Source organism: Streptosporangium sp. NPDC002607 (genome assembly GCF_053592655.1).
The window spans coordinates 104,505-127,054 of the sequence record NZ_JBSFWD010000022.1 but is presented as its reverse complement, the minus strand read 5'-3'; the positions used below and the strand labels follow the sequence as shown (position 1 = coordinate 127,054).

17 protein-coding genes are annotated in these 22,550 nt (G+C 70.5%); 6 read left to right on the top strand and 11 right to left on the bottom strand.

The features are described from left to right. The first annotated feature begins 18 nt into the window (after positions 1–18). On the top strand, positions 19–1,038 hold the full coding sequence (locus ACWD3H_RS24750; protein WP_451956647.1) for a peptidase: 1,020 nt from the start codon (positions 19–21) through the stop codon (positions 1,036–1,038). A gap of 74 nt (positions 1,039–1,112) precedes the next feature. Here ACWD3H_RS24750 and ACWD3H_RS24745 read toward each other — a convergent pair whose 3' ends face one another. Beyond that, positions 1,113–4,604: an indolepyruvate ferredoxin oxidoreductase family protein gene (locus ACWD3H_RS24745; RefSeq protein WP_451956646.1), complete on the bottom strand. Its 3,492-nt coding sequence runs from the start codon at positions 4,602–4,604 to the stop codon at positions 1,113–1,115. A gap of 135 nt (positions 4,605–4,739) precedes the next feature. Here ACWD3H_RS24745 and ACWD3H_RS24740 point away from each other — a divergent pair, with 135 nt between their 5' ends. Beyond that, on the top strand, positions 4,740–5,243 hold the full coding sequence (locus tag ACWD3H_RS24740) for an Lrp/AsnC family transcriptional regulator (RefSeq protein WP_355550472.1): 504 nt from the start codon (positions 4,740–4,742) through the stop codon (positions 5,241–5,243). Positions 5,244–5,291: 48 nt separating this feature from the next. Here the strand turns inward: ACWD3H_RS24740 and ACWD3H_RS24735 are convergent, their stop codons facing one another. The 3 genes from ACWD3H_RS24735 to ACWD3H_RS24725 form a co-directional block, all read right to left on the bottom strand. Beyond that, the gene (locus ACWD3H_RS24735; protein ID WP_451956645.1) at positions 5,292–5,936 is read right to left on the bottom strand and encodes a TetR/AcrR family transcriptional regulator; all 645 of its coding nucleotides are present in this window, start codon (positions 5,934–5,936) and stop codon (positions 5,292–5,294) included. Between the two features lie 331 nt (positions 5,937–6,267). Beyond that, complete coding sequence (locus ACWD3H_RS24730; protein WP_350916040.1) at positions 6,268–6,888, bottom strand: DinB family protein; 621 nt, start codon at positions 6,886–6,888, stop codon at positions 6,268–6,270. Positions 6,889–6,920: 32 nt separating this feature from the next. Further along, positions 6,921–7,274: a VOC family protein gene (locus tag ACWD3H_RS24725; RefSeq protein WP_451956644.1), complete on the bottom strand. Its 354-nt coding sequence runs from the start codon at positions 7,272–7,274 to the stop codon at positions 6,921–6,923. A 74-nt stretch (positions 7,275–7,348) separates the two neighbouring features. Between ACWD3H_RS24725 and ACWD3H_RS24720 the strand changes: the two genes are divergently transcribed. Next, positions 7,349–8,398, top strand: a complete 1,050-nt coding sequence (locus ACWD3H_RS24720) for a sigma-70 family RNA polymerase sigma factor (protein ID WP_451956643.1) — start codon at positions 7,349–7,351, stop codon at positions 8,396–8,398. On the opposite strand, the gene ACWD3H_RS24715 is transcribed toward ACWD3H_RS24720, so the two are convergent. Further along, on the bottom strand, positions 8,379–8,867 hold the full coding sequence (locus tag ACWD3H_RS24715; protein WP_451956642.1) for an N-acetyltransferase family protein: 489 nt from the start codon (positions 8,865–8,867) through the stop codon (positions 8,379–8,381). The genes ACWD3H_RS24720 and ACWD3H_RS24715 overlap by 20 nt on opposite strands. A 691-nt stretch (positions 8,868–9,558) precedes the next feature. Here ACWD3H_RS24715 and ACWD3H_RS24710 point away from each other — a divergent pair. Further along, positions 9,559–10,950 (top strand): LCP family protein, encoded by a 1,392-nt coding sequence (locus tag ACWD3H_RS24710; protein ID WP_451956641.1) that lies wholly within the window; start codon positions 9,559–9,561, stop codon positions 10,948–10,950. On the opposite strand, the gene mgtA is transcribed toward ACWD3H_RS24710, so the two are convergent. From mgtA to ACWD3H_RS24685, 5 genes are all read right to left on the bottom strand, one after another. Continuing rightward, entirely contained in the window at positions 10,892–13,465 is a 2,574-nt protein-coding gene (gene mgtA, locus ACWD3H_RS24705) for a magnesium-translocating P-type ATPase (RefSeq protein ID WP_451956640.1), read from the bottom strand. The two genes, ACWD3H_RS24710 and mgtA, sit on opposite strands and share 59 nt — an antisense overlap. After that, positions 13,449–13,856: an ArsR/SmtB family transcription factor gene (locus ACWD3H_RS24700; protein ID WP_350916028.1), complete on the bottom strand. Its 408-nt coding sequence runs from the start codon at positions 13,854–13,856 to the stop codon at positions 13,449–13,451. The genes mgtA and ACWD3H_RS24700 overlap by 17 nt, the downstream gene beginning before the upstream one ends. A gap of 18 nt (positions 13,857–13,874) precedes the next feature. Continuing rightward, complete coding sequence (gene tatA, locus ACWD3H_RS24695; protein ID WP_451956639.1) at positions 13,875–14,150, bottom strand: Sec-independent protein translocase subunit TatA; 276 nt, start codon at positions 14,148–14,150, stop codon at positions 13,875–13,877. 294 nt (positions 14,151–14,444) lie between these two features. Next, entirely contained in the window at positions 14,445–18,596 is a 4,152-nt protein-coding gene (locus ACWD3H_RS24690) for an nSTAND1 domain-containing NTPase (protein WP_451956638.1), read from the bottom strand. Positions 18,597–18,722: 126 nt separating this feature from the next. Then, entirely contained in the window at positions 18,723–19,871 is a 1,149-nt protein-coding gene (locus ACWD3H_RS24685; RefSeq protein ID WP_355550450.1) for an epoxide hydrolase family protein, read from the bottom strand. Between the two features lie 62 nt (positions 19,872–19,933). Between ACWD3H_RS24685 and ACWD3H_RS24680 the strand changes: the two genes are divergently transcribed. After that, positions 19,934–20,896: a helix-turn-helix transcriptional regulator gene (locus tag ACWD3H_RS24680; protein WP_451956637.1), complete on the top strand. Its 963-nt coding sequence runs from the start codon at positions 19,934–19,936 to the stop codon at positions 20,894–20,896. A gap of 192 nt (positions 20,897–21,088) precedes the next feature. Next, positions 21,089–21,502 (top strand): DUF3592 domain-containing protein, encoded by a 414-nt coding sequence (locus ACWD3H_RS24675; RefSeq protein ID WP_451956636.1) that lies wholly within the window; start codon positions 21,089–21,091, stop codon positions 21,500–21,502. 87 nt (positions 21,503–21,589) lie between these two features. Here ACWD3H_RS24675 and ACWD3H_RS24670 read toward each other — a convergent pair whose 3' ends face one another. Then, complete coding sequence (locus tag ACWD3H_RS24670; protein ID WP_451956635.1) at positions 21,590–22,501, bottom strand: endonuclease/exonuclease/phosphatase family protein; 912 nt, start codon at positions 22,499–22,501, stop codon at positions 21,590–21,592. Between the last annotated feature and the right edge of the window lie 49 nt (positions 22,502–22,550).

The following is a 22,550-nucleotide window of genomic DNA, read 5'->3' as shown; positions in this document are numbered from 1 at the left end:
CCACAGCCGGCGGCAATCGTGCGTCTTCGTACCGTCGTCGCGGGGCTGCTGGTGGCCGGGGCTCTCGCCCCGGCCGCCGGCACGCTCGACAGGTCCACGCCGGCGGCGGCCTCCTCGCCCGCGGGCGGCATCGGGATCCGCCTGCTCGAAGCACCGGTCGCCGCGCGAGCCAACGCGCGGGCCTGGACCTACATCATCGATCACCTCGCCCCGGGGTCCGTCATTCACCGGCGGGTCGAGGTGTTCAACACGACCGGCTCGCCCAAGCGGCTTTCGCTCTACACGGCCGCGGCACAGGTACGCGACCGGAAATTCCAGTTCGCCGCCGATCGCACTGCCAATGAGCTGTCCTCCTGGACCAGCACGGACCGGCATGAGGTGACCCTGGCCCCGCACGCCCGCTCGGCGGTCACCGCGACCATCGCCGTGCCGGGCAAGGCCGCCCCCGGAGAGCGCTACGCCGTGATCTGGGCTCAGGCGGCCAAGGCCGCGCCGCCCGGTGGAGGCGTCGCCGAGGTCAACCGCGTCGGTATCCGGATCTACCTGTCCGTCGGTCGTGGCAACCCACCGGCATCGGACTTCACCATCGACTCGCTGACGGCCCAACGGTCACCCACCGGTCAGCAGATCGTCCTGGCGCAGGTGCACAACACCGGAGGCCGCGCACTCGACCTGAGCGGCGACCTGAAACTGACCAACAACTCCGGAAGCCTGAGCGCCGGCCCGTTCAAGGTCCAAACGGGCACGACGCTCGCTCCCGGCGACGCCGGATCCGTCACCGCCACCCTCAACGAGCAGGTGCCCGACGGGCCGTGGCGTGCCCGGATCCGACTGGAAAGCGGGCTGACGAAACGTACCGCCGAGGCGACCATCCAGTTCCCCGCCACCGGGACAGCACAAGCGGTCAAGGCGGAAATGGACACGAGCCGGTACCCCACGGTGGCGCTGGTCGGCGTCGTCCTCGCCGTACTCGCGGCGATCACGTTCCTGCTGATCCAGCGGAAACGCCGTTCGCGCCGGGAACCGAGCAACGCCTGAGACGTCCGCGGATCGGCCGGGAACGTCGACCACACCTCAATCGACGTCCCGCCTGCTCCTCCGCGACGTCGTGGTCAGCGCAGGAGCCGCAGCACCTGGTCGTCGAGCGGGACACCGAGTTCGCCGCGCCGCTCACGGTAGCGCTCGACGCCTGCCAGCTTGACCTCCTCGTAGCCGCGTACCAGCTCCGCGGCCTCGGCGGCCTGCACCGCGCGGTCGTAGCCGCCCGCGTCGAGGGTCCGGGCCAGCTCGACGACCATGCCCCGGTAGTCGGCCGCCAGCGCGCGCTCAAGCCGGCGGACGTGCGCGAACCCGAACGGGTCCAGCGGCGTACCTCTCAGCACCCGCCCCTTGGCGAGCCCGCGCAGCACCGGCCGGAACCAGGGACCGAGCTTGAGCTTCCTGCTCATTCCCATCGACCGCAGCATCGGCGGGTGCAGGTTGTAGGTGACCTTCGTGGCCCCGGGGACCTGCCCGGCGACCGGGTCGGTGGCGGGGTCGGTGAGCAGGCGGGCCACCTCGTACTCGTCCTTGTAGGCCCAGAGCCGGTGCGCGCCACGGGCCACCGCCTCGCTGAAGGCCGTCGCCTCACCCACGGCCCGCTCAGCGGTCCACGCGGCCTCGACCAGGTCGACATAGCGCCGGGCCAGGTCCGCACCGGAGTGCGCCCGCAGTTCCACGGCCCGCAGGCCCGCCAGCCGGGCGGTCTCGCCCTCCAGCGACCGGCCGGCCAGGAACTCGGAGCCGTCCGGGCCGCCACCGGCAGCGGCCGGCCGCACCCCGTCACCCGAGACGGCCCGGGCGAACGCGGCCGGGTCGGCGACGCTGACCCGGCCCCAGCGGAAGGCGGCGGTGTTGAGGTCGACCTTCACCCCGTTGAGCGCTATCGCCCGCTCGATGGCCCGCGCGGTCAGCGGCAGCGCACCGGCCTGGAACGCGGCCCCCACGACCAGCAGGTTCGCCACGTCCGTGGAGCCGAACAGCGCCTCGGCGGCGCCGAGCGCGTCCAGCTCGTGCAGCCTGGACGTCGAGTTCCGCAGGCGTGCGAGCATCGGCTCGGCGTCCGGGTAGCCGAGCCCGGCGTCGTAGACCATCTCCCCGGTCGGTGTCCGGCTCGTCGAGGCGATCGCGACGGTGCGGTCGGGGTTCGCCAGGGCCAGGTGCTTGGCGTCGGTGCCCACCAGCAGGTCGAACGCCAGCACGGTGTCGGCACCGGCGGTACTGACCCGGTTGGCCGGCTCACCGCCGTCGACCGAGATCCGCAGGTGCGACGTCACCGGGCCCGCCTTCTGTGACAGGCCGGTCTGGTCGAGGCCGGCACTGCGCAGGCCGTCGTGCAGGGCGGCGGTGGCCAGGACCGCGTTGACCGTCACGATGCCCGTGCCGCCGATCCCGGCCAGGAACACGTCGTACGTCGGGCTCGCCACCGGAATGACCGGATCCGCCACCTCGGGCGGCTCGGGTCGCGACCCACCGGGCGCGGATTTACCGGAGGGGTCGACCCGTACGGTGACGAAGGACGGGCAGTCGCCCTGCAGGCAGGTGTAGTCGGTGTTGCAGGAGGTCTGGTCGATCCTGGTCTTGCGGCCGAGCTCGGTCTCCACGGGCTGCACCGACAGGCAGTTGCTCTTCACCCCGCAGTCGCCGCACCCCTCGCAGACGCTCTCGTTGATGACGACCCGTTCGGTCCGCTCGGCGAGCCTGCCGCGCTTGCGGAGCCGCCTGGCCTCGGCCGCGCACTGCTGGTCGTAGATGAGCACGGTGACGCCCGGCACGTCGCGAAGGAGTCGCTGCGCCTCGTCGAGCCGGTCACGGTTCCAGACGAGCGTCCCCGGCGCGAACCGGGCCCGCCTGCCGTAGCCGCGGGGCGTCTCGGAGCAGACGATGATCCTGGCCACGCCCTCGGCGTGGAGCTTGCGCGTCAGCGCCGGAACGCTCAGGGCACCCTGAGGGTCCTGCGCGCCGGTCATCGCGACGACCTGGTTGTAGAGGATCTTGTAGGTGATGTTCACCCCGGCCGCCACGCACGCCTGCAGCGCCAGCTGGCCGGAGTGGAAGAACGTGCCGTCGCCGACGTTCTGGAAGATGTGCGGCACGTCGGTGAACTGCGACTGTCCCAGCCACTGCGTCCCCTCGCCGCCCATCTGGGTCAGCGACGTGACCTGCGCGCTCTCCCGGTCGGCGATCGTCACCATGGTGTGGCACCCGATGCCGCCGGCCCCCAGCGACCCTTCGGGAAGCACGGTCGACCGGTTGTGCGGGCAGCCGCTGCAGAAGTACGGGGTGCGGCTCGCCACCGGTGTCAGGGTGAGCGCCATCCGGGGTGCCCGTGGCGGCGGGGCGAGCTCGACCCGGTCGGCGAGCAGCCTGCGCAGCGGCCCGGTCAGCCGGTCGGCGTTCAGCAGTCCCTCGGCGGGCACCAGCGGCCGGCCGTCCGCGTCCCGCTTTCCCAGCACCGCCGGAGCGTCGGCCGAGCCGTACAGCAGGTCGCGCACCTGGCTCTCGACGAAGGAGGTCTTCTCCTCCACCACCAGGATCTGGCGGAGCCCGCGCGCGAACCGCCGCAGGGTGCCGGCCCCGAGCGGGTAGGGCATCCCGATCCGCATCAGCCGGATCCCGGCCCGCTCCAGATCCCGCTGGTCGAGGCCCAGGTCGAGCAGGGCCTGGCGCACCGCGTCGTACGTCACGCCGGGCGCCGCGATCCCGAGCCAGGCGTCGGCGGGGTCGACCTCGACGACGTCCAGCGGGTTGGCGGCTCCGAACGCCTCGACCATCGCCCACCGGGGGCCGAACAGGTCGGCCTCGGCGAGCAGGCTGTCGGTCGGGGAGGACATGGTGCGCTGCCGGTAGGTCCACGGCCGCCCCTCCCACTCGATCCCGGGAACCGCTATGGGCATGTCGGCGAAGTCGCGGTCGACCGTGAAGAGCCCGTCGGCCACCGCGGTGACCACCTTGACGCCGACCCAGCAGCCGGACGCCCGGGACAGGGCGATGCCGTACAGCCCGAGGGCGACCATCTCCTCGGCGTCGCGCGGGTACAGCACGGGCAGCCCCATCGCGGCCAGCGCGCGCTCGCTGACGCACGGCAGCGTGGACGACGACGCGCCGGGGTCGTCACCGGCGAGGGCCAGCACCCCGCCGCGCGGGTCGACACCGTACGTGGACGCGTGCCGGATCGCGTCGCCCGACCTGTCGACGCCGGGTCCCTTGCCGTACCAGAGACCCACCACGCCGTCGTGGGTACGCCGCTCGCCGGGCAGGGCGCTCTGGCTGCCCCAGACGGCGGTGGCGCCGAGCTCCTCGTTGAGACCGGGCAGCAGGCGCAGGTCGTCGGACCTCAGACCGGCGAGCGTCTTGTCGAGACCGGCCAGCGGGCTACCCTGGTATCCCGACACGAACGTGGCGGTGCGCAGACCGGCCCGCTCGTCGCGCGCACGCTGCTCGGCGATCAACCGGCCGACGGCCTGGACTCCCGTCAGCAGCACCGGGCCGGAACCCGGCCGGTAGCGATCAGCGAGGTCGATGCGGGCACCCGCCCCGACCACAGGATCGGCGGTCTGGGTCATGTGTGCCTCCTTCACCAGAGCTGACGCATATGTCGGTAAATTTGAGGTTAGAGTGGCTGCCACGTCAAGGTTCTGCAGGAATATTGAGCGTCCTGCTCAGTTAACACCCACCGCAAACGACGACAGGTGAGCACTGTGACCAGCATTGACCGGCTCGACGCGGAGCTGCTGACCGCCCTGTCCGAAGACCCCCGGGCCGGGACCAGCGAGCTCGCGGCCCGGCTGGGGGTCGCGCGGAACACGGTCCAGGCGCGCTACCAGCGGCTCGTCGAGTCGGGGGTGCTGACGGGCTTCAGTGCCCGCGTCGACCTGGAGCGCCTCGGCCTGCCGGTGACCGCGTTCCTGCACCTGCAGCTCGCCCAGGGCACTCTGGGCGAGGTCACCGACACGCTCGGGCGGCTGAGCCAGGTCCTTGAGGTCTGCATCACCACCGGCACCAGCGACCTCATGGTCCGGGTGGCCTCCCGCAGCCACGCCGAGCTGCAGTCGCTGATCCAGGAGGTCCTGGCGCTCCGCGGCGTCGTCCGGTCCACCACCGAGATCGCCCTGACGACCCCGGTGGAGTACCGCATCGGCCCGTTGCTGGCGACCCTGACCAGTGACCGGGGCCGCGGCCGCAGCGGCGACCAGCGCCGCTGACCGGCCGGCGCCCGGACGCCGCGGCGGTGCGCGGCACCGGTCCCGCTCTCAGTGCCGGGCCTCCTGAACGGACGGGCGGTGGGCGGCGAGGAAGGTGCGGACCCCGGCGTCGGCGTAGTGGTCGAGTTCGGCCTGGGTGTGCTGGGGAGCGCCGTGGAACATGGCCTTGTTCACCGGTATCCACAGCAGCAGGCCGACGAAGTGGTTGGCGGCCAGAAGCGGATCGTCGATCCGGAGCAGCCCCTGGTCCGCGAGCCGCTGGAACGTGGTGGCCAGGGTGTCCAGGACGCGCTCGAAGCCCTGCTCGTACCAGGCGGCACCCAGTTCCGGAAAACGGTCGGCATTGGCGATGATCAGGCGCCGCAGCTGGAGCACCTGCGGCCGCATGAGGGCGGTGAGAAACCCGCGGGCGAGCCTGCCCAGGCTCTCCTCCAGGACCGCGCCGTCGACGGGAACGTCCGTCACCAGGCGAACGACGCCGTCGATCCGGCCGGTGGCCGCCAGGATGATCTCGGCGAACAGCTGTTCCTTGTCGGTGAAGTGCTTGTAAACGGTCTGCTTGGACACCGCGGCCAGTTTCGCGATGTCGTCCATACTGGTGCCCGGGTACCCCTTGCTCAGGAATGCCTCGGTGGCCGCCTCCAGGATGGCCTGATGCTTACGCGCCGACCGGCCCTGCTCGTTCGGTTCCATGCCGCCCTCCCTTCTCTCTAGAGTACTGGACAGTCCAGTTCCTTTATCGGTACTGTTCAGTCTAGTTACAGGCAGTACCACACTGTCCAGTTCTCTAGATTCCCCGGGCAGCAACGTACGCGGTGAAACTCCGCGCCCCGGCCGACATCGACCCCGACCTGTTCACCACCTGGCTCCACGAGGCACGCGACCTGGAGCCGCCCACCGGGTGATACCCCGGGGCCACCGACGGCAACGATCACAAGTCGCGCGACGGGACCGGCGGCACGGCGAGCCGATCCCGACAGCGACGATCACAGGTTGCGCGACGGGGCCCGAGGGTACGGCGGACTCAGCCCTGGCCGGCCTCCCGCGCCACCCGCTCCAGCCGGTTCCGGTACTCCTCCCACCACGACCGGTCGCCCGGTGCCAGGTTGTCGTTCCCCTCCCGCACCCCGGCGGCCCCGTCGATGAGCTCCCGGACGATGTCGGCGTGCCCGGCGTGCCGCTGGATCTCGGCGGTCAGGTGGACCAGGACCCGGTGCAGCGTCGGCTTGTTCTGCCCCTCGGCCCACCACGGCACGTGGCCGGTCTCGTCCAGCCGCAGCGCCTCGATGGTGGCGTCCGCGTGCTCCCACGCCCGCCGGTACAGCCCGACGACGTACTCGCGGGACTCCTCGGCGGTGGCCCACATGTCCGCGTTGGGTTCCTCGGCCTCGGGGTCCATGTCCTCCAGGCGACCGGTGGGGCCGAACCAGGGCACCTTCTCCTCGAAGTGCCGCCCGAACACGTATCCCAGATAGAGCAACTCGACGCCGATCAGGTGTTTGACCAGCCCCAGCAGGTTGGTGCCGGTCGGCGTCATCGGGCGGCGGACGTCGTACTCCGAGAGCCCGTCGAGCTTCCACAGCAGCGCCTCACGGGCCTGCTGCAGGTACCGGTGCAGATCGGCTTTCAGCTCTGTTTCGGTCATGTCGACCTGTCCTCCTTGGTCGGTGGTGAATGTCAGGGGCTCAGCAGGCCGACGGGGTTGCCGTCGGGATCGATGAACACGGCTATCCGCCCCATCCCGGGCACGCTCTGCGGCTCCAGCCTCCGGCTGCCACCGAGCTTCTCCGCCCGATCAAGGGCGGTGTCCACGTCGTCGACCGGGAAGTAGACGACGATCCCGGTGTAGGGGCTGTCCGGACCGGCCTGGCCGATCCCGCCCGCCGGTCGGCCGCCCTCCCCGCCCACCAGCGAGTAGGTCTCGTCCAGCACGTTCATCGGCCAGCCGAACATCTCCTGGTAGAAGTGTCGCGCTCGCGGTGCGTCGGGAGTGGAGATGTCGAACCAGCCGGGCACGGGATGGTGGGTCATGGGAATCCTCCTGGTGGATGCGGCCGTACTGCCGTCGAAGAGGAGACCTCCACCGTGAGGCAGAATCATCGCCTGTGAGCGAAGTTTCTTCCGCACGGACCGAGGACCCCGACCTGGCGCGGGCACGCGACGGCGACAACGCCGCCTTCACCCGCCTCGTGGAGCCACTCCGCCGGGAGTTGCACGCCCACTGCTATCGCATGCTCGGCTCCACCCACGACGCCGACGACGCCCTGCAGGACGCCCTGCTGCGGGCGTGGCGAGGGCTCGCGCGCTTCGAGGGCCGTAGCTCGCTGCGCTCGTGGCTCTACACCGTGGCCACCCATACCTGCCTGGACACCGTCGAACGCCGCGGCAGGCGGGCGATGCCCGTCGACCTCGGCCCGTCCAGCGATCACGCCATGGTCGGCGAGGCCCCGCTCGCCGACGTCGCCTGGCTGGGCCCCTATCCCGACGCGGGCCTCGCCGAAGGGCCGGCCGCCCCGGACGCGCGCTACGAGCAGCGCGAAGCCGTCGAGCTGGCCTTCGTCGCCGCCCTGCAGCACCTGCCGGGCAACCAGCGGGCGGCGCTGCTGCTCTTCGAGGTCCTCGGCTTCTCCGCCGCCGAGATCGCCACCACGATGGACACCAGCGTCGCGTCGGTGAACAGTGCCCTGCAGCGAGCCCGCCGGATCGTCGCGGAGAAGGTCCCCTCCCGCAGCCAGCAGCGGACACTGCGGAAGGTCGGCGACGCGCGCCTGCGAGAGATCGTCGCCGGGTACTCCTCCGCGTTGGAAAGCGGCGACGCCGACGCCCTGGTCGCGCTGCTGACCGAGGACGTCACCTGGTCGATGCCGCCGCTGGCGCACTGGTACCACGGCCTGGCAGCCGTCACCGACTTCGCCGTACGGGTCCCGATCACCGCCTGCCCGGACTGGCGGCACCTCCTGACCAGCGCGAACGGCCAGCCCACCGTGGCCTCCTACGTCTGGTACGACGACCTCGGCGCGTACCTCGCCTGGGCGCTCAACGTGCTGACCCTGCGCGGCGACCACATCTGTGAGATCACCTCGTTCATCGGCCCCGACCACTTCGTACCCTTCGGACTGCCCGCCTCGCTGCCCCTCAAAGAGCGCGATACATGACGTGCAACCCGACGTAGCCCTTCGTCGGGTGCAGAAAACCCTCCGGCACCGTGCCCAGCACCTCGAAGCCGAGCGATCCGTACAGTTTCACCGCGTGCGCGTTGGTCTCCACGACCGCGTTGAACTGCATCGCGCGAAAACCGGCCGCCCGCGCCCACTCCAGCGTGTACGCGCAGAGCGCCCGGCCCACACCCTGCCCGGAACGCGCTGGATCGACCATGTAGCTGGCGCTCGCGACATGCGAGCCGTTGCCCGACTGGTTGTTGTTCATCTTCGCCGTGCCCAGGACCTTCCCCGCGTCGTCGACGGCGACGACCGTACGGTTCGGCGGCGGCAACAGCCACCAGTCGCGCCCGGTGTCCCGCCCGAGGTCGGTCGGGTAGGTGAAGGTCTCACCGGCGGTGACGATCTCATGAAAGAACGGCCAGATGGCGGGCCAGTCCTCAGCGGTGGCTTCCCTGATCAGCATCCGCACATGGTGCCGGTTGGGACGCGGAGCCCGCCAACCCTTTTCGCCCGTACCTCGGGCAGGTGCACGACGGCGATCAAGCCGATCAGCACGATCGCCCTCGGGCTTGTCGATCGACAGCGAGGTGGTGGTGTCGCCGGAGGCGGAGCCGTAATCAGTTCTCAACTTGCGCAGTCGTGCAATTGTTGCGGATCTGTGCGTACATTCGTCTGGTGGATGGAGAGCCGCCGACGCAGTGGGTGGTGCTGGTCGCGCGCGTGCCACCGCAGTCGTCCCAGCACCGAGACGCGGCCCTTGCAGCGACTGGAGGAGTGCCGGAGCCAGGCGGTCGCCTACCTGCGGGCTTCCAACGCCGACGCCGAAGGCGGGCGATCATGACTCTGCGGCATCCGGCCGTACGCCGCCCGACCAGGCGGGGCGGCATCTCAGCCCGTCCATGCGAACTCGCAAAGATCGAGTAAGCACACCAGCGCCCACAACAAGAGGGCGACGGCCCTTTGCTGCACTCCTGCCCGCATGTTCAGCCCCCGGCTCCTCGACCGCAAAATACTTGCTATATTGCGCAACTATATAATCAATGGTCGCGGAAGTAGGCATGAGCACACACATCCCGGTTCGGCGGCGTCAGGCACGCGGGGCCGTTCGGCGCCGGCGGCGTCGGCGGCGTGTGCGCAGCCCGGTTCCGGTCGTCGTGCTGGTGGTGGCGTCACTGATCGCCGTCCTGGCTGCCGTGGCCGGATGGACCTATCTCCGGCTGAACGCGAGCATCAACACGTTCGGCGCGGAAGGCGTCGACGATGATCGGCCTGCGGCTAACGTCGCGGGCCAGAACATCCTGGTGCTGGGCTCGGATTCACGTTCGGGCGACAACAGCGGGCTCGGCGGCGGGCGCGGGGATGTGGGGCGCTCGGACACCGCGCTGCTCGTGCACGTCTACCGCGATGGCAAGCACGCGGTGGCGGTGTCGATCCCGCGTGACACGCTGGTGGACATCCCCCGCTGCCGGCTCCCCAACGGCACCTGGACCGTGCCGCAGACCAACGTGATGTTCAACGCCGCCTTCGCAGTGGGTGCGACCGCGAAGGGCAACCCGGCCTGCACCCAGAACACGGTGGAGAAACTGACCGGCCTGCGGGTCGACCACACGATCGTGGTCGATTTCGAGGGCTTCTCGAAGATCACCAAAGCCGTCGGCGGTGTGCCGGTCTGTCTGCCCAAGAACGTCTATCAGGGCGACCTCAACCCCAACCGCGGGGCGCGTGGCCGGCTGCTGTTCGCCAAGGGCCCGCAGACGGTGTCCGGGCAGAAAGCCCTGGATTATGTCCGTATCAGGCACGGCATCGGCGACGGCTCCGACATCGGCCGGATCAAACGGCAACAGGCCTTCATCTCCGGCCTCATCAAGAAGGTGCGGGCGCAGGGCCTCGACCCGGCCACCCTGCTGCCGCTCGCGGAGGCGGCCGCCGCCTCCATGACGGTCGATCCGGGGCTGGGTTCGGCCGACAAGTTGCTCTCCTTCGCGCTGGCGATGAAGGACATCGACCTGCACAACACCAAGTTCATCACGCTGCCCTGGCGATATCAGGGCGCCCGGATCGCCATCGTGCAACCCGAGGCCGACCTGCTGTGGGCGGCGCTCAAGGCGGACCGCACCCTCGACGGCATCGACGCCAGCGGCAAGGCCAAGCCGACCTCGAAGCCGACCCCTCCGGTCTCCGGCACCGGGATCAGCCTCGCCCTCTACAACGGAACCACCGTCACCGGCCTGGCCGCCCGCGCCGCCACCGAGCTCAAGGCCTCCGGATTCACCGTCACCGCCGTTGGCACCGCCGCTTCCCAGCACTACACATCAACCATGATCCAGTACGGCCCGGCCGCGCGGGAACAGGCACAGACCCTCGCGCGGGTGTTTCGAGGCGCGAAACTCCAGCCCGTGACCGCGGCCGGCATCACGGTCATCCTGGGCACGACCTATGCGAGCACCGCCGGCGCCACCGCCGGCCCGACCGCGCCGCCCTCGACCCTCAACGGCAAGGCTCGCTCGGCCGACGACGATCCCTGTTCCAATCTGTCCTACGGCTGAGCACCAGCAACGCCCCGCCGTACAGCATGACCACGACCGCGAGCAGCAGGTGGTAGGTGATCGGCAGCGCGGTCATGCCGAGCAGGGGGGCAAGCGGCGAGAGCGGCAGTAGCAAGCCCACCGCGGTCAGCGCGCCGGTGGCCGCCCACAGCGGGCGGGAGACCCGCCTTCTGGGACGGAGCAGCAGCATGACCAGGGCCTGGGTGAGCAGGTTCTCGATGAACCACCCCGTGTGGAAGGCGGCCTGGCCGGTGGCCTGGGCGGCCTCGGGTACGACCCACATCAGCACGGCGAACGTGGCCAGGTCGGCAAAGGCGTTGAGCGCGCCGAAGACGGCGATGAAACGCAGAATGTCGCGTCGCCGCAACCGGAACGGGCGGCGCAGGACGGCCGGATCGGCCCGGTCGAACGCGAACGCCAGCTGGGCGGCATCGAAGCACAGGTTCTGCACCAGGACCTGCGCGGGAAGCATGGGCAGGAAGGGCAGCAGCAATCCGGCGCAGAGCATCGCGATGACGTTGCCGACGTTGGAGGACAGGGCGACCCGCAGATAGGTGACGATGTTGCCGGTGCTGCGCCGCCCGGTGACGATCGCGTGGTCGATGGCGGTGAGGTCCTTCGCGGCCAGCACCACGTCGGCGGCCTCACGGGTCACGTCGACCGCGTCGCGCGGACAGATGCCCACGTCGGCGGCACGCATGGCGGGCAGGTCGTTGACGCCGTCACCGAGGAACCCGACCGTGTGCCCGGCGCTCCGCAACGCCCGCACCAGGCGCGACTTGTGCTCGGGGGTGCAGCGCGCGAAAACGGTCGCCCGCTGGGCGACCTCGGCCAGGGCCGCGTCGGAGAGGCCGTCGAGCTGGCTCGCGGTGACGACCGTGTCGGAAGGCAGCCCCAGCTCCTGGCAGACACGAGCCGCGGTAGCCGGATGGTCACCCGTGAGTACCTTGATCGTGACGCTGCGCCGGGCGAGATGGGCCAGCGCGTCCGCCGCCTCCGGCGCGAGCCCGTCGAGCAGTCCGACGAAGCCCACCAGGGCAAGGCCCTGATCCTCGCCGGGGTGGTACGAGGCGAGTCCGACGGCGAGCACGCGCAACCCCTTGTCGGCCAGCTGCTCGGCGGTCAGCTGGGCGCGCTGCCTCGCGGCGGGATCGAGGGCGCAGCGTTCCAGCACGTTCTCCACGGCGCCCTTGACCACCAGGAGGTTCGTCGCCGGGCGCGACGGGTGACGCACGATCGCGGTCGAGACGCGGCGCACAGGATCGAAGGGGAGCGCGTCCACCCCCTCGTACTCGCCGAGATCTTGCTCGGCCGCCAGGATCGCCTCATCCAGGGCATCCGGCGTCGGGAGATCGGCCAGGTGGAGCGTCCAGAAGCTGTTGACAGCGGCCCAGCGCAGCACCTCGGGATCGGAGCGGCCGTCCGGATCCACCGAGCAGTCGACCACGGGCCGGTCCTGCGTGAGAGTGCCCGTCTTATCCGTGCACAGGACATCGATCGCCCCCACATCGTGCAGGGCGGAGAGCCGTTTGACGATCACGCCCTGGCCGCGTGCGAGGACGGCCGAGCCTCTCGCCAGTACGGTCGTGACGATGACGGGCAGCATCTCGGGCGTCAAGCCGACCGCCACGGCGACCGCGAACGGTAGCGCCTCCAGCCCCCGGCCGCGGAAAACGGCGTTGGCCACGAGGGCGAGGGGCGGGATGAGCAGCATGAGCCGGACCAGAATCCAGGAGATCCCGTTGACCGAGCCGTCGAAGGCCGACAACCTGACCCCGGACTCCTGGTAGGCACCGGCGAACCTGGTGTCGGCTCCGGTGGCCACCACCAGTGCGAGGGCACTGCCGGTGGCCACGCTGCTGCCGTGCCAGCAAAGGTGCTCCTGATCTCCCCCGCCGGGAACGTCGATGGCCTGCTTGGCCACCGGGACGGACTCACCGGTCAGCGCCGCCTGGTGGATCGTCAGCCCGCTGGATCGCAGGAGCCGGACATCGGCGGGAACCAGATCCCCGGGGCCCAGTTTGATCACGTCGCCCGGCACCAACTGGTCGACGGGTACTTCCCTGTCCACGGGTGTGGCGTGCTCGTCGAGTCGCCGCCGCACAGTCGCCGTGGTGGCCACCAGCTTTCGCAGCGCCGCCGTCGAACGGTCTGCCCGGTACTCGCCGTTGGACCGCAGCACGCAGCTGACAACGACGAGGATCACGATGACGCAGGCCGCACCCCACGAGGCGATGACCGCGGACACCAGCCCGAGACAGAGCAGCACCAGCGTGAACGGATCGCGCAGGCTGCGTGCCAGCCACCGCCAGGAGGTGACGCGCCGGGGTGGGTGGGTGTTCTCGCCACGCAGCAGCAGACGCGCCTCAGCATGGGCCTCCACCAGCCCGCGGGGGCCGCTTTCCAGCCGCCGCAGCACCTCCAGCCGGGTGAGCTCGGCAACAGCGGCGAGAGGGAGCCCGTCGTCCCGCAGATCTTGGGGCGCGGCTGTCGGCGCCTCAGGCGCCCAGACCACGGACACGCCTCAATGACCCCGGATGGCCCGCCCGTTCGGCGAACCGCCCCACCAGCCCTTGGACCGTGGCCACCACGTCCTCGTCGTCGATCAAGTACACCACTCGGCGCCCCTCGCGCCGCGACTTCACCAACCCGGCCAGCTTCAGCTTCGCCAGGTGCTGGCTGACGGCGGGCAACGCGCCTCCCACCCGTTCCGCGAGCCCGCTCACATCGCTCTCGCTCTGCGCCAGCGCCCAGACGATGTGCAGCCGCGCGGACGAGGCCAGCAGCCCGAATGCCGCGGCGGCCTCGGACAGCACCTCGGGGGACGGGTCCTCGATATCGCCACCGCTGGTCGCCACTGTCGCTCTCCCGTCCACCTGGTCCCGCAGGGGGACCAGTCTAGGCATGACGAACCCGGGTCGCCGTCAGGTGACGGGCTTGTCCCTGGACTCGGCGGCGGACTGAGCCCGCAGCCGGGCGGCCTGCTCCTCAAGCCGCCTGGCCTGCTCCTCCACCGTCAACTGCCCCTGGGTCACGGCGGCCAGAGGTTCCTGGTCCTGGCCTTCCTGCGTGACCTCGGCCTTGAAGATGCGCAGCGATCGACCTACCGAACGCGCGGTGTCAGGCAGCTTCTTCGCGCCGAACAACAAGACCGCGGCAGCTGCCACGATCAACCAGTGTGCCAGGCTGAGTGATCCCATCGGCCCGTCCTTTCCACGCAGGTACCCGGTGATGACGCCAGAGTACGACACAATCGGATTGCGCAAGCAAGCAAGTATCTTCCGGGGTCGGAACGATCAAGGAAGCCCGGCTCGGTGCAGGCTGTCGGGGTAGCGCCGGCCGGTGCGCAGGATCGTTCCGTCGGTGACCTCGCCGGGGCCGGCGGCGCTGCCGACCTCATTCCTGACATCACGTGGGGGCGGCTCCACGACCGGCTCGCACAGGTCGGCTATCGAAATCGCTCATCGGCCGTCAGCGATCACCGGCACATCGTGTCACCCACAGGCGGGTCGGTAGCTCTCGCCCGGCGCGTAAAGACCCCACTCCTCCGCCGACAGCGACCCGCCCGCCACCGAGCACGCGAACCCGAGCGGATCGGCCGGCCTTTCCACGTTCCAGAGCCGTACACTCGCCTCCCGCCCGGCGGTCACCAGCCTCCTGCCGTCCGGGCTGAAGGCGATCGAGAAGATGAAGTCGCCGTGCCCGGTCAACGGGACGCCCTGGGCCCGGCGGGTCGCCACGTCCCAGAGCAGGACGGAGCGATCCCCGCCGCCGCTGGCGAGGGTCCGGCCGTCCGGGCTGAAGGCCAGCGCGAAGATCTCATCGTTGTGCCCGACCAGGGCGCCGCCCGCCGGACGCCGCGTCGCCACGTCCCACAGCCGCACCGTGCCGTCATGGCTCGCCGTGGCCAGCAGCCGCCCGTCCGGGCTGAAGGCCAGCGCTCGGATCGTGCTCAGATGGGTGGAGACAAGAGTCGCCCGGAGCCGGTGCGTCGAGACGTCCCAGAACTGGACATCGGTCGCGTTCACGGTGGCCAGCATCCGGCCGTCGGGACTGAAGGCGGCGGCGAACACGAGGTCCTTCTGCCGGGTCGGCAGCGAGGCCCGCAAGGTCCTGGTCGCCATATCCCAGAGCAGGATTTTGGTGTCGTCGCCGGTGACCAGGGTCCGGCCGTCGGGACTGAAGGCGATCGCCCGGACGTCACCGGTGTGCCCGCGTAGCGGAGCACCGAGCGGCCTGTGCTCGGCCGTGCTCCACAGCAGCACCGCGCCGTCACTCCCGGAGGCGGCCAGCGTCCTTCCGTCAGGGCTGAGGGCGACGCTCGGCAGTGCGGCGCCCAGCTTTCCCGGGAAAGCTGGTCCGAGCGGCCTGCGGCTCGCGACGTCCCAGAGCCTTGCCGAGACACCGGCGGTGGCCAGCGTTCTTCCGTCGGAGCTGAAGACGGCGCTGTTGGTCTCCTCCCCGGTCTCGATGATGTCGGTGTGGCTGTGCCGCGCGTCCCAGAACAGGACGTCGGCCCCATTCACCCCCGCGAGGGTGCCTCCATCCGGGCTGAAGGTCACAGAGTCGATGTCTCCGGCCGGGGCGGTGAGCAGGCTTCCCCTCCGCCTGCCGCTCGCCGCATCCCAGAGCTGGACCTTGTCCGGTTCGTTGGGCTCGTCCCAGCTGGTCGTGACAAGCGCGGTGCCATCGGGACTGAACTTGACCGCTTCGAGGTTTCCGGTGAATCCGTTGAGCGCGGAGCCGACCGCTCGGCCCGTCCTCGCCTCATGAACGCGGACCGGTCCCTCCAACCTGCCCACCGCCAGGTGTTCGCCGTCGGGGCTGAAAGCGGCCTCGCTGCCGGCGATCACCGCGACCCTGCGCAGGTCCTTCATCCTCCAGATGGTGACCGATCCCAAGGGGGCGCCCACGACGGCCAGGTGGACACCGTCCCCGCTGAAGATGACCTCTTTGGCGAAGACACCGGCGACGGCGTCGAAACGAGTGTCGATTCTTTTTCGCTCAAGATCCCAGAACACGAGCTGAGAGGGCGTCGCCGCCGCCAGTGTCCTGCCGTCACGACTGAAGGCCAGGTCAATGGCCGAACCGATGGGGATTCCCACATCCCCGAGCGATTCATGGGTCGCCATGTCGAACAGCCAGATCCCGTTCCCGATCGCCAGCGCGAGCGTCCTGCCATCGGGGCTGATCGCCAGCTCATCGACGACCGGTCCGGACAGTCCGGTGCCCGAGGGACGCCGGGTCGCGGTGTCCCAGAAGCGGACCGTGCCGTCGTTGACGGCGATGACCAGGACCTTCCCGTCGGGAGCGTAGGCGAAGGCGGTGATCCTGTCCTTCTGCTCGGGCAGCTTCCCCCGGTAGGGGCGGCGGTGGACATTGAGGAGGCCGAGTTCCGTCTCCGGGATCGGGGCGGTCCGGTAGGCGGCCGCGGCGAGGCGGGCGGAGAGGGCGGGGTCGGCGGCGCCGAGGAGCTCGCTCTGGGAGGCGAGCAGACGGGCGGTGGCGAGGGTCTGCTCGTGCTCGGCCACCTCGGCCGCCCGGACGGCGACCAGGGTGGTCAGGGCGATCACCGCCACCAGCACGGCGGCGGTGATCGCCAGGGCTCGGCGTACCAGCACGGTCCGGCGCCTGGTGGCGTCGGCGGCGGCGAGGAACTCGGTGGCGACCTCGCCCAGCGCATGGGCCTCGGACGTCCAGCTCGGCCTGGCGGCATGGACGGCGGCCAGCTGGGTGCCCCGGTAGAGGAAGGACGGGTCGCGGTCGCTGGACGCCCATTCCTCGGCGTCGGCGGTGAACCTGCCGTAGAGGGCGAAGCTCGACAGATCGCCCTCCAGCCAGTCACGCAGCCGAGGCCAGGCGTGCAGGAGCACGTCATGGGCGAGCTGCGCGCTGTCGGCGTCGAGGACGACCAGACGGCGCCGGGAGAAGACCTCCAGGACGCCGGCGACGTCCTGCGATGCGGTACGCGGGATCGGACGGCGGGCGAGCACACCGTCACGGCCGACGAGGGTGAGGCTCCGCAACAGGTCACGGGCCAGCTCACGTTGTGCGGGCGAGAGGCCGGCGTAGGCCTCCTCGGCGCTGGTGGCGACCGCGCGGCGTACTCCCCCGGTCTTGGCGTAGCCCCGGCTGGTGAGCCGGTCGTCCTCCCGGTGCTCCCAGATCGTCAGCATGGCCTGGGAGAGCAGCGGGAGGACTCCGATGTCGTACCCGTCCGAAGGAGAGCCCAGCTCGGCGAGAATGACGTCGACCAGGCCGGGTTCGATGGTGAGCCCGGCGGCGTCCGCGGGTCCGGTGATGGCGCGCCGCAGTTCGGTGCCGCTCATCGGGCCCACGATGAACGGACCGCGCCGGAGCGCGGCGGCCAGCAGCGGATGGGCCGCGCAACGGTCGACGAAGTCGCCGCGCACCGCGAGGATCACCAGGGCGGCGGCGGGTTCGGTGATCGCGTCCAGCGCGGTGAGGAAGGCCGACCGCTCCGCGATGTCACCGCCGAGAGAGAAGATCTCCTCGAACTGGTCGATGATCAGTACCAGCCGGGCGGGGACCGGCCGGTCCTCGCGCCGGGCGTTCACCTCCAGTGCCTGCCGCACCAGCAGGTGGGCGTGCCGTGGATCGTCGGTCAGGCTCCGCAGGACCGACGGGGCGTCGAGCCCGGCCAGTCCGGCCAGCAGCGTGGCCAGCCGGGAGAGCGGGGATCGCGTCGGCTGGTCGATGACGTAAAGCGGCCAGTCACGCGTCTCCTCGGACAGCTCGCCACGGCCGATCGCCGGGACCAGGCCCGCGCGCAGCAGCGACGACTTGCCCGCACCCGAGGCTCCGGTCACCACGACCAGCCCCGGGCCGGTCAGCCGCTGCGACAGGGTGCTGACCAGCTCGGCGGTGATCTCCTCGCGGCCGTGGAACACCTCCGATTCGGACTCTCCGAACGGCAGCAGCCCCCGGTAGGGCGAGCCGTGCGTCCAGCGCACCGGGTAGCCGTCCACGCGGTCCGAGCGGGTCCGGCGCTCGATCACGGATACCTGTTCCAGCAGCAGGCGGGTGTCGGTGGCCTGCCGGTACTGAAGACCGACCGCCATTTGGAGATCGGCGCTCTGCCGGTCCACCGACTCGCGGATCAGCCGCAGCCGCTCGTCCAGTTCGGCCGGCACGAACCCGAACTCGGCGAACTCGGTGCCGAGCGCGGCGAGGCCTGCCGCCAGGGCCGCCTGGAGGTCGCGGTCGCCCGACCGCACCGCCTCCTCGACCGCGACGCCGACCGCGTCGATCTCGCGAAGGACGCCCGCGATCTCCGTGCGCAGTGTCTCCGCCCGGTGGCCACCCTCCTCCAGCACCTGCTGGACGCCCCGCTCCAGTTCGGTGGCGAGGTCCTGCGGCGAGGGCCTGTCACCGAGCCGTTGGACTCCGGCCTTCACGATGTCGGTCAGCACGTTCCCACCGACCGCCGTCACCGCACCGACCGCCGCGCTGACCAGGGCCGCACCGCCCATGCCCGCGGTGATCAGCGGCCCGAACGCACCCGCCGCCAGCACGCCCAGCAGGACAGGCGACGACCAGCGGTGGGCTCCGCCGCCCGCGGCCCGGGCCAGCGCGGCGATCCGGGCCCGTACCCCGTCCCGCATCAGTCCCGAGGAATCCTCCACTTCCTCAATGTCACCCGAGGACCGTCAGGAAAGCCCACATCTCCATCGATCGCGATCGATCCGTGACGTCCACCCCGAAGACCCGATATTTCCGGCCTGGAGGTTGGGCCGCCGCCACGCCTCCGGCTACCGCGGTCGTACTGTCCGGAAGAACTGCCGGATGTCCGAGACCAGCAGGTCCGGGGCCTGGAGTGAGGCGAAGTGGCCGCCGCGGGAGTGCCGCGACCAGTGGGTGATCGTGTTCGACAACTCCGCCAGCCCGCGGATCGCCCGGTCTCCGGGGAAGTTCGCCACACCCGTCGGGACCGGTGCGGGCTCGGGACGTGGACCCCACGACTCCGGTCCGGCCTCACGGTAGAGCCGAGCTGCTGATCCCGCGGTCGCGGTCAGCCAGAAGATCGTGACGTCGGTCAGGATGACGTCGCGGTCGACGGGGGTCTGCTCGGTCCGGGCGGGGTCCCAGTCCACGAACCATTCCAGGTTCCACGCGAGCTGACCGGCCGGGGAGTCGTTGAGCGCGTACGCCAGGGTCTGCGGCCGGTTGGCCATCTGGGTGGCGTAGCCGGAGCGGCCGTACCACCACCTCTGGTTCTGCCCGGCCTGCTCCCGGTCCGCCGCGGAGAGCGCGTCCAGCTCGCTGGGATCGACCGCTGTCGCGGCGTTGGCCAGCGCGTTGACATGGACGCCGATGACGTGCTCCCGATCCGCCCGGCCGATCGCCGGGGAGATGATGCTGCCGTAGTCGCCGCCCTGGGTGCCGTAGCGGTGGTATCCCAGCCGTCGCATCAGCTCGGCCCAGGCCCGCGCGGTGCGGTTGATCCCCCAGCCGGTCTCCCGCGTCGGCCCGGAGAACGCGAAACCCGGCAGTGACGGGACCACGACGTGGAAGGCGTCCGCCGGGTCCCCGCCGTGTGACCGCGGGTCGGTCAGCGGCCCGAGGATGTCCAGGAAGTCGTACACCGTGCTCGGCCACCCGTGAGTGATGATCAGCGGGGTGGCGTCCGGCTCGGGCGAGCGTACGTGCAGGAAATGGATGTTCTGCCCGTCGATCTCCGTGGTGAACTGCGGGACCTTGTTGAGGCGGGCCTCGTGCTCCCGCCAGTCGTAGCCGGTGCGCCAGTACTCGACCAGCTCGATGAGGTGGTCCTTGTTCACCCCGTAGGACCAGCCGACGCCGGGCAGTTCGTCCGGCCAGCGGGTACGGGCCAGCCGGTCCCGCAGGTCGTCGAGTTCTGCCTGCGGGATATCGATGCGGAAGGGCGTTTCTGTGCTCATGCCGCCCACCCTCCGCCCTGTATAGGACAGCTCCGTTCCTACACAGGAGCGATAGTGGACGAATGTTGGAAACACCCGCTCGACTGCTGCGGCTGCTGTCGCTGCTGCAGACGCATCGCGACTGGTCCGGCACGGAACTCGCCGAGCGGCTGGGAGTCACCACCAGGACGGTACGGCGCGATGTCGACAGGCTCCGTGAGCTGGGGTATTCGATCCACGCCTCGATGGGACCGGTCGGCGGCTACCGGCTTGGAGCCGGCGCCTCGCTGCCCCCGCTGTTGCTGGACGACGAGGAGGCGGTGGCGGTCACGGTCGGGCTGCACAGTGTGGCGGGGATCGAGGAGGCTTCGCTGCGCGCCCTGACCAAGGTCGAGCAGATGCTGCCGTCCCGGTTGCGGCACCGGGTCACCGCGCTGAGAAGCGCGGTGGTCGCGATGCCGTCCAAGGGCGGGCCCACCGTGCAGGCGGCGGTGCTCACCGCGATCTCGGCCGCGATCCGAGCCGCCGAGGTGCTGCGTTTCGACTACGTCAGCCACCACGGGGCCGAGTCCCGCCGCGACGTCGAGCCACATCGCCTCGTCTGCTGGGGGCGGAAGTGGTACCTGGTCGGCTGGGACGTCGAACGGAAGGACTGGCGCACCTTCCGGGTCGACCGGATGTCCCTGCGAACGCCCAACGGTCCCCGGTTCGCCCACCGTGAACCGCCCGACGGTGACGTGGCGGCCTACCTGTGCAGAACGATGGGCTTCGAGATGTGGCCGCTCCGCGCCCGGTTGCGGGTGCACGCCCCCGCACCGGACATCGCCGGACGCGTCAGCGGAGTCGTGACCCCCCTCGACGACCACACCTGCCTGCTGGAAATCGCCTCGGACTCGTTCGACCTCGTCGTGTTCACGGTGGGCATGCTCGACGTCGACTTCGAGGTCGAGTCACCCCCGGAACTCGCCCGGCACCTCCGCAAACTGTCCACCCGCCTCGCCAACGCGGCCGTGACACCACCACACCGCCGCGTGGACGACCGGTGAACGGACCGCGACGCCCCGTTCGGGTGCGCGGCCGGCGGTTCTCGTCGACGGCGGTCACTCGCGGCCGGGGCGTCCCAATGATCTACAAGTCGTTCTCCAGTGTCGGCCTCTAGCCTCATCCACGGTGCTCCTGAGCCGCAGCGGCTCGGCGCGGTGCAGGCCCTCGAACGGGATGAGAAGGAGGCGGTGGACATGAGCATCGTGCCATTGTTTGGAATCGTGTTCGGAGCGGTGTTCGCCGGGATCGGCGTTCGTGTGCTCACTGTCGGGCAGCGGCTGCGGCGGCACGGGGTGCGGGTGCCGGGCGTCGTCGTGGGACTGCGCTGGTCCAGCAGCAACGGCAACGACAGCGGCGTGTACTACCCCACGCTGCAGTTCCAGACGGTGCAGGGCTCCGTGGTGGAGACCGAGTCGGATCTGGGCTCCAACCCGCCGCCGGCCCGTCCGGGCCAGCAGGTCATGGTGGTCTACGACCCCGAGCGACCCCAGCGCGCCCGCCTGGACGGGGTGGGCGGCAAGGGCGTGCTCCACAGCGTGCTGTTCCTGACCGTCGGGGCGGTCATCCTGGTGGTCTCCCTGGTCGCCGCGGTCAGCTCCTGGTTGTGAGAACGGAGGGCGGACTCGCGCGGCTGCCAGGTCCCGTCCCCGCTCGTAAGCCGAAGGCCCGGCCGGGCCTTCGCCGTACGCAGGGGGTCAGCCGAGCTTGGCCCTGACGTAGATGGGCTTGTGGTCGGAGGAGGCGGCACCCTGCGCCACATGACACCGGGTCACGCTTCCCCTGGGGGCGAAGAGGTAGTCGAGCTTGCGCTTCGAGACGCCGCCGTCCTCGCGGACGTGCTTCTCGGTCCACCGTCCGTCGCGGTCGCCGTTCTGGTCACACTCGGCGTAGGCCGCGTAGACGGGCGCCAGGATGCGTCTCTTCACGGCGGTGCTCTGCCCGCTGTCCGGCGGGGCCAGGTTGAGGTCCCCGCCGAAGACGGCACGGTAGCCGGGCTTGGCCGCCACCGCCAGCAACTCCTCGACCTGCCTCTTCCGGAAGGGCGCGTCGGGCTCCCTGTCGTCGTAGGACAGGCCGGCGCTGAGGTGGGTGCCGCAGACGTTGACCCTCCTGGCCGGGATCGCGGCGCAGAGCGCCATGCGCTTGACGTACCACGGCGGGGAGGTCAGCCCGTGGTCCTGGAAGGTGGCCGCGTGGTCGGCGACCGCGACGGTGACGGCGATATCGCCCCGCGGGTGTCCCTGCCGGTCAGGGGCGCAGACCTTCGGCGAGCCGTCCTTCCAGGTAAGGATCGACGAGCGCACCGTCCAGGCGCGCCCGGTCTGCTGCTCCAGCAGGCTCTCCAGCGTGGCCGTCCCACCCGAGCAGAACTCCTGCAGGAAGATCACATCCGGCTTGATCGGCTGGGTGGTCGCGTACCAGCCGACCTTCGCGGCCACCTCCCGCATGCTCCTGCCGTAGAGGAAGCAACCGGCGTTGGTGCCCGCGCAGACGTTCCAGCTCATCACCGAGATCGCGGAGGACGATGTCCGGGCCTGGGCCTGCCCGCCGAGGAGAGGAACCGTCACGACCACCAGGGCGGCCGCCATCAGCTTCCTTGGGATCATGTCTGGTCATTGAAGCATGCCCGAACGGCTGGAGCCGGATTGATGGCCG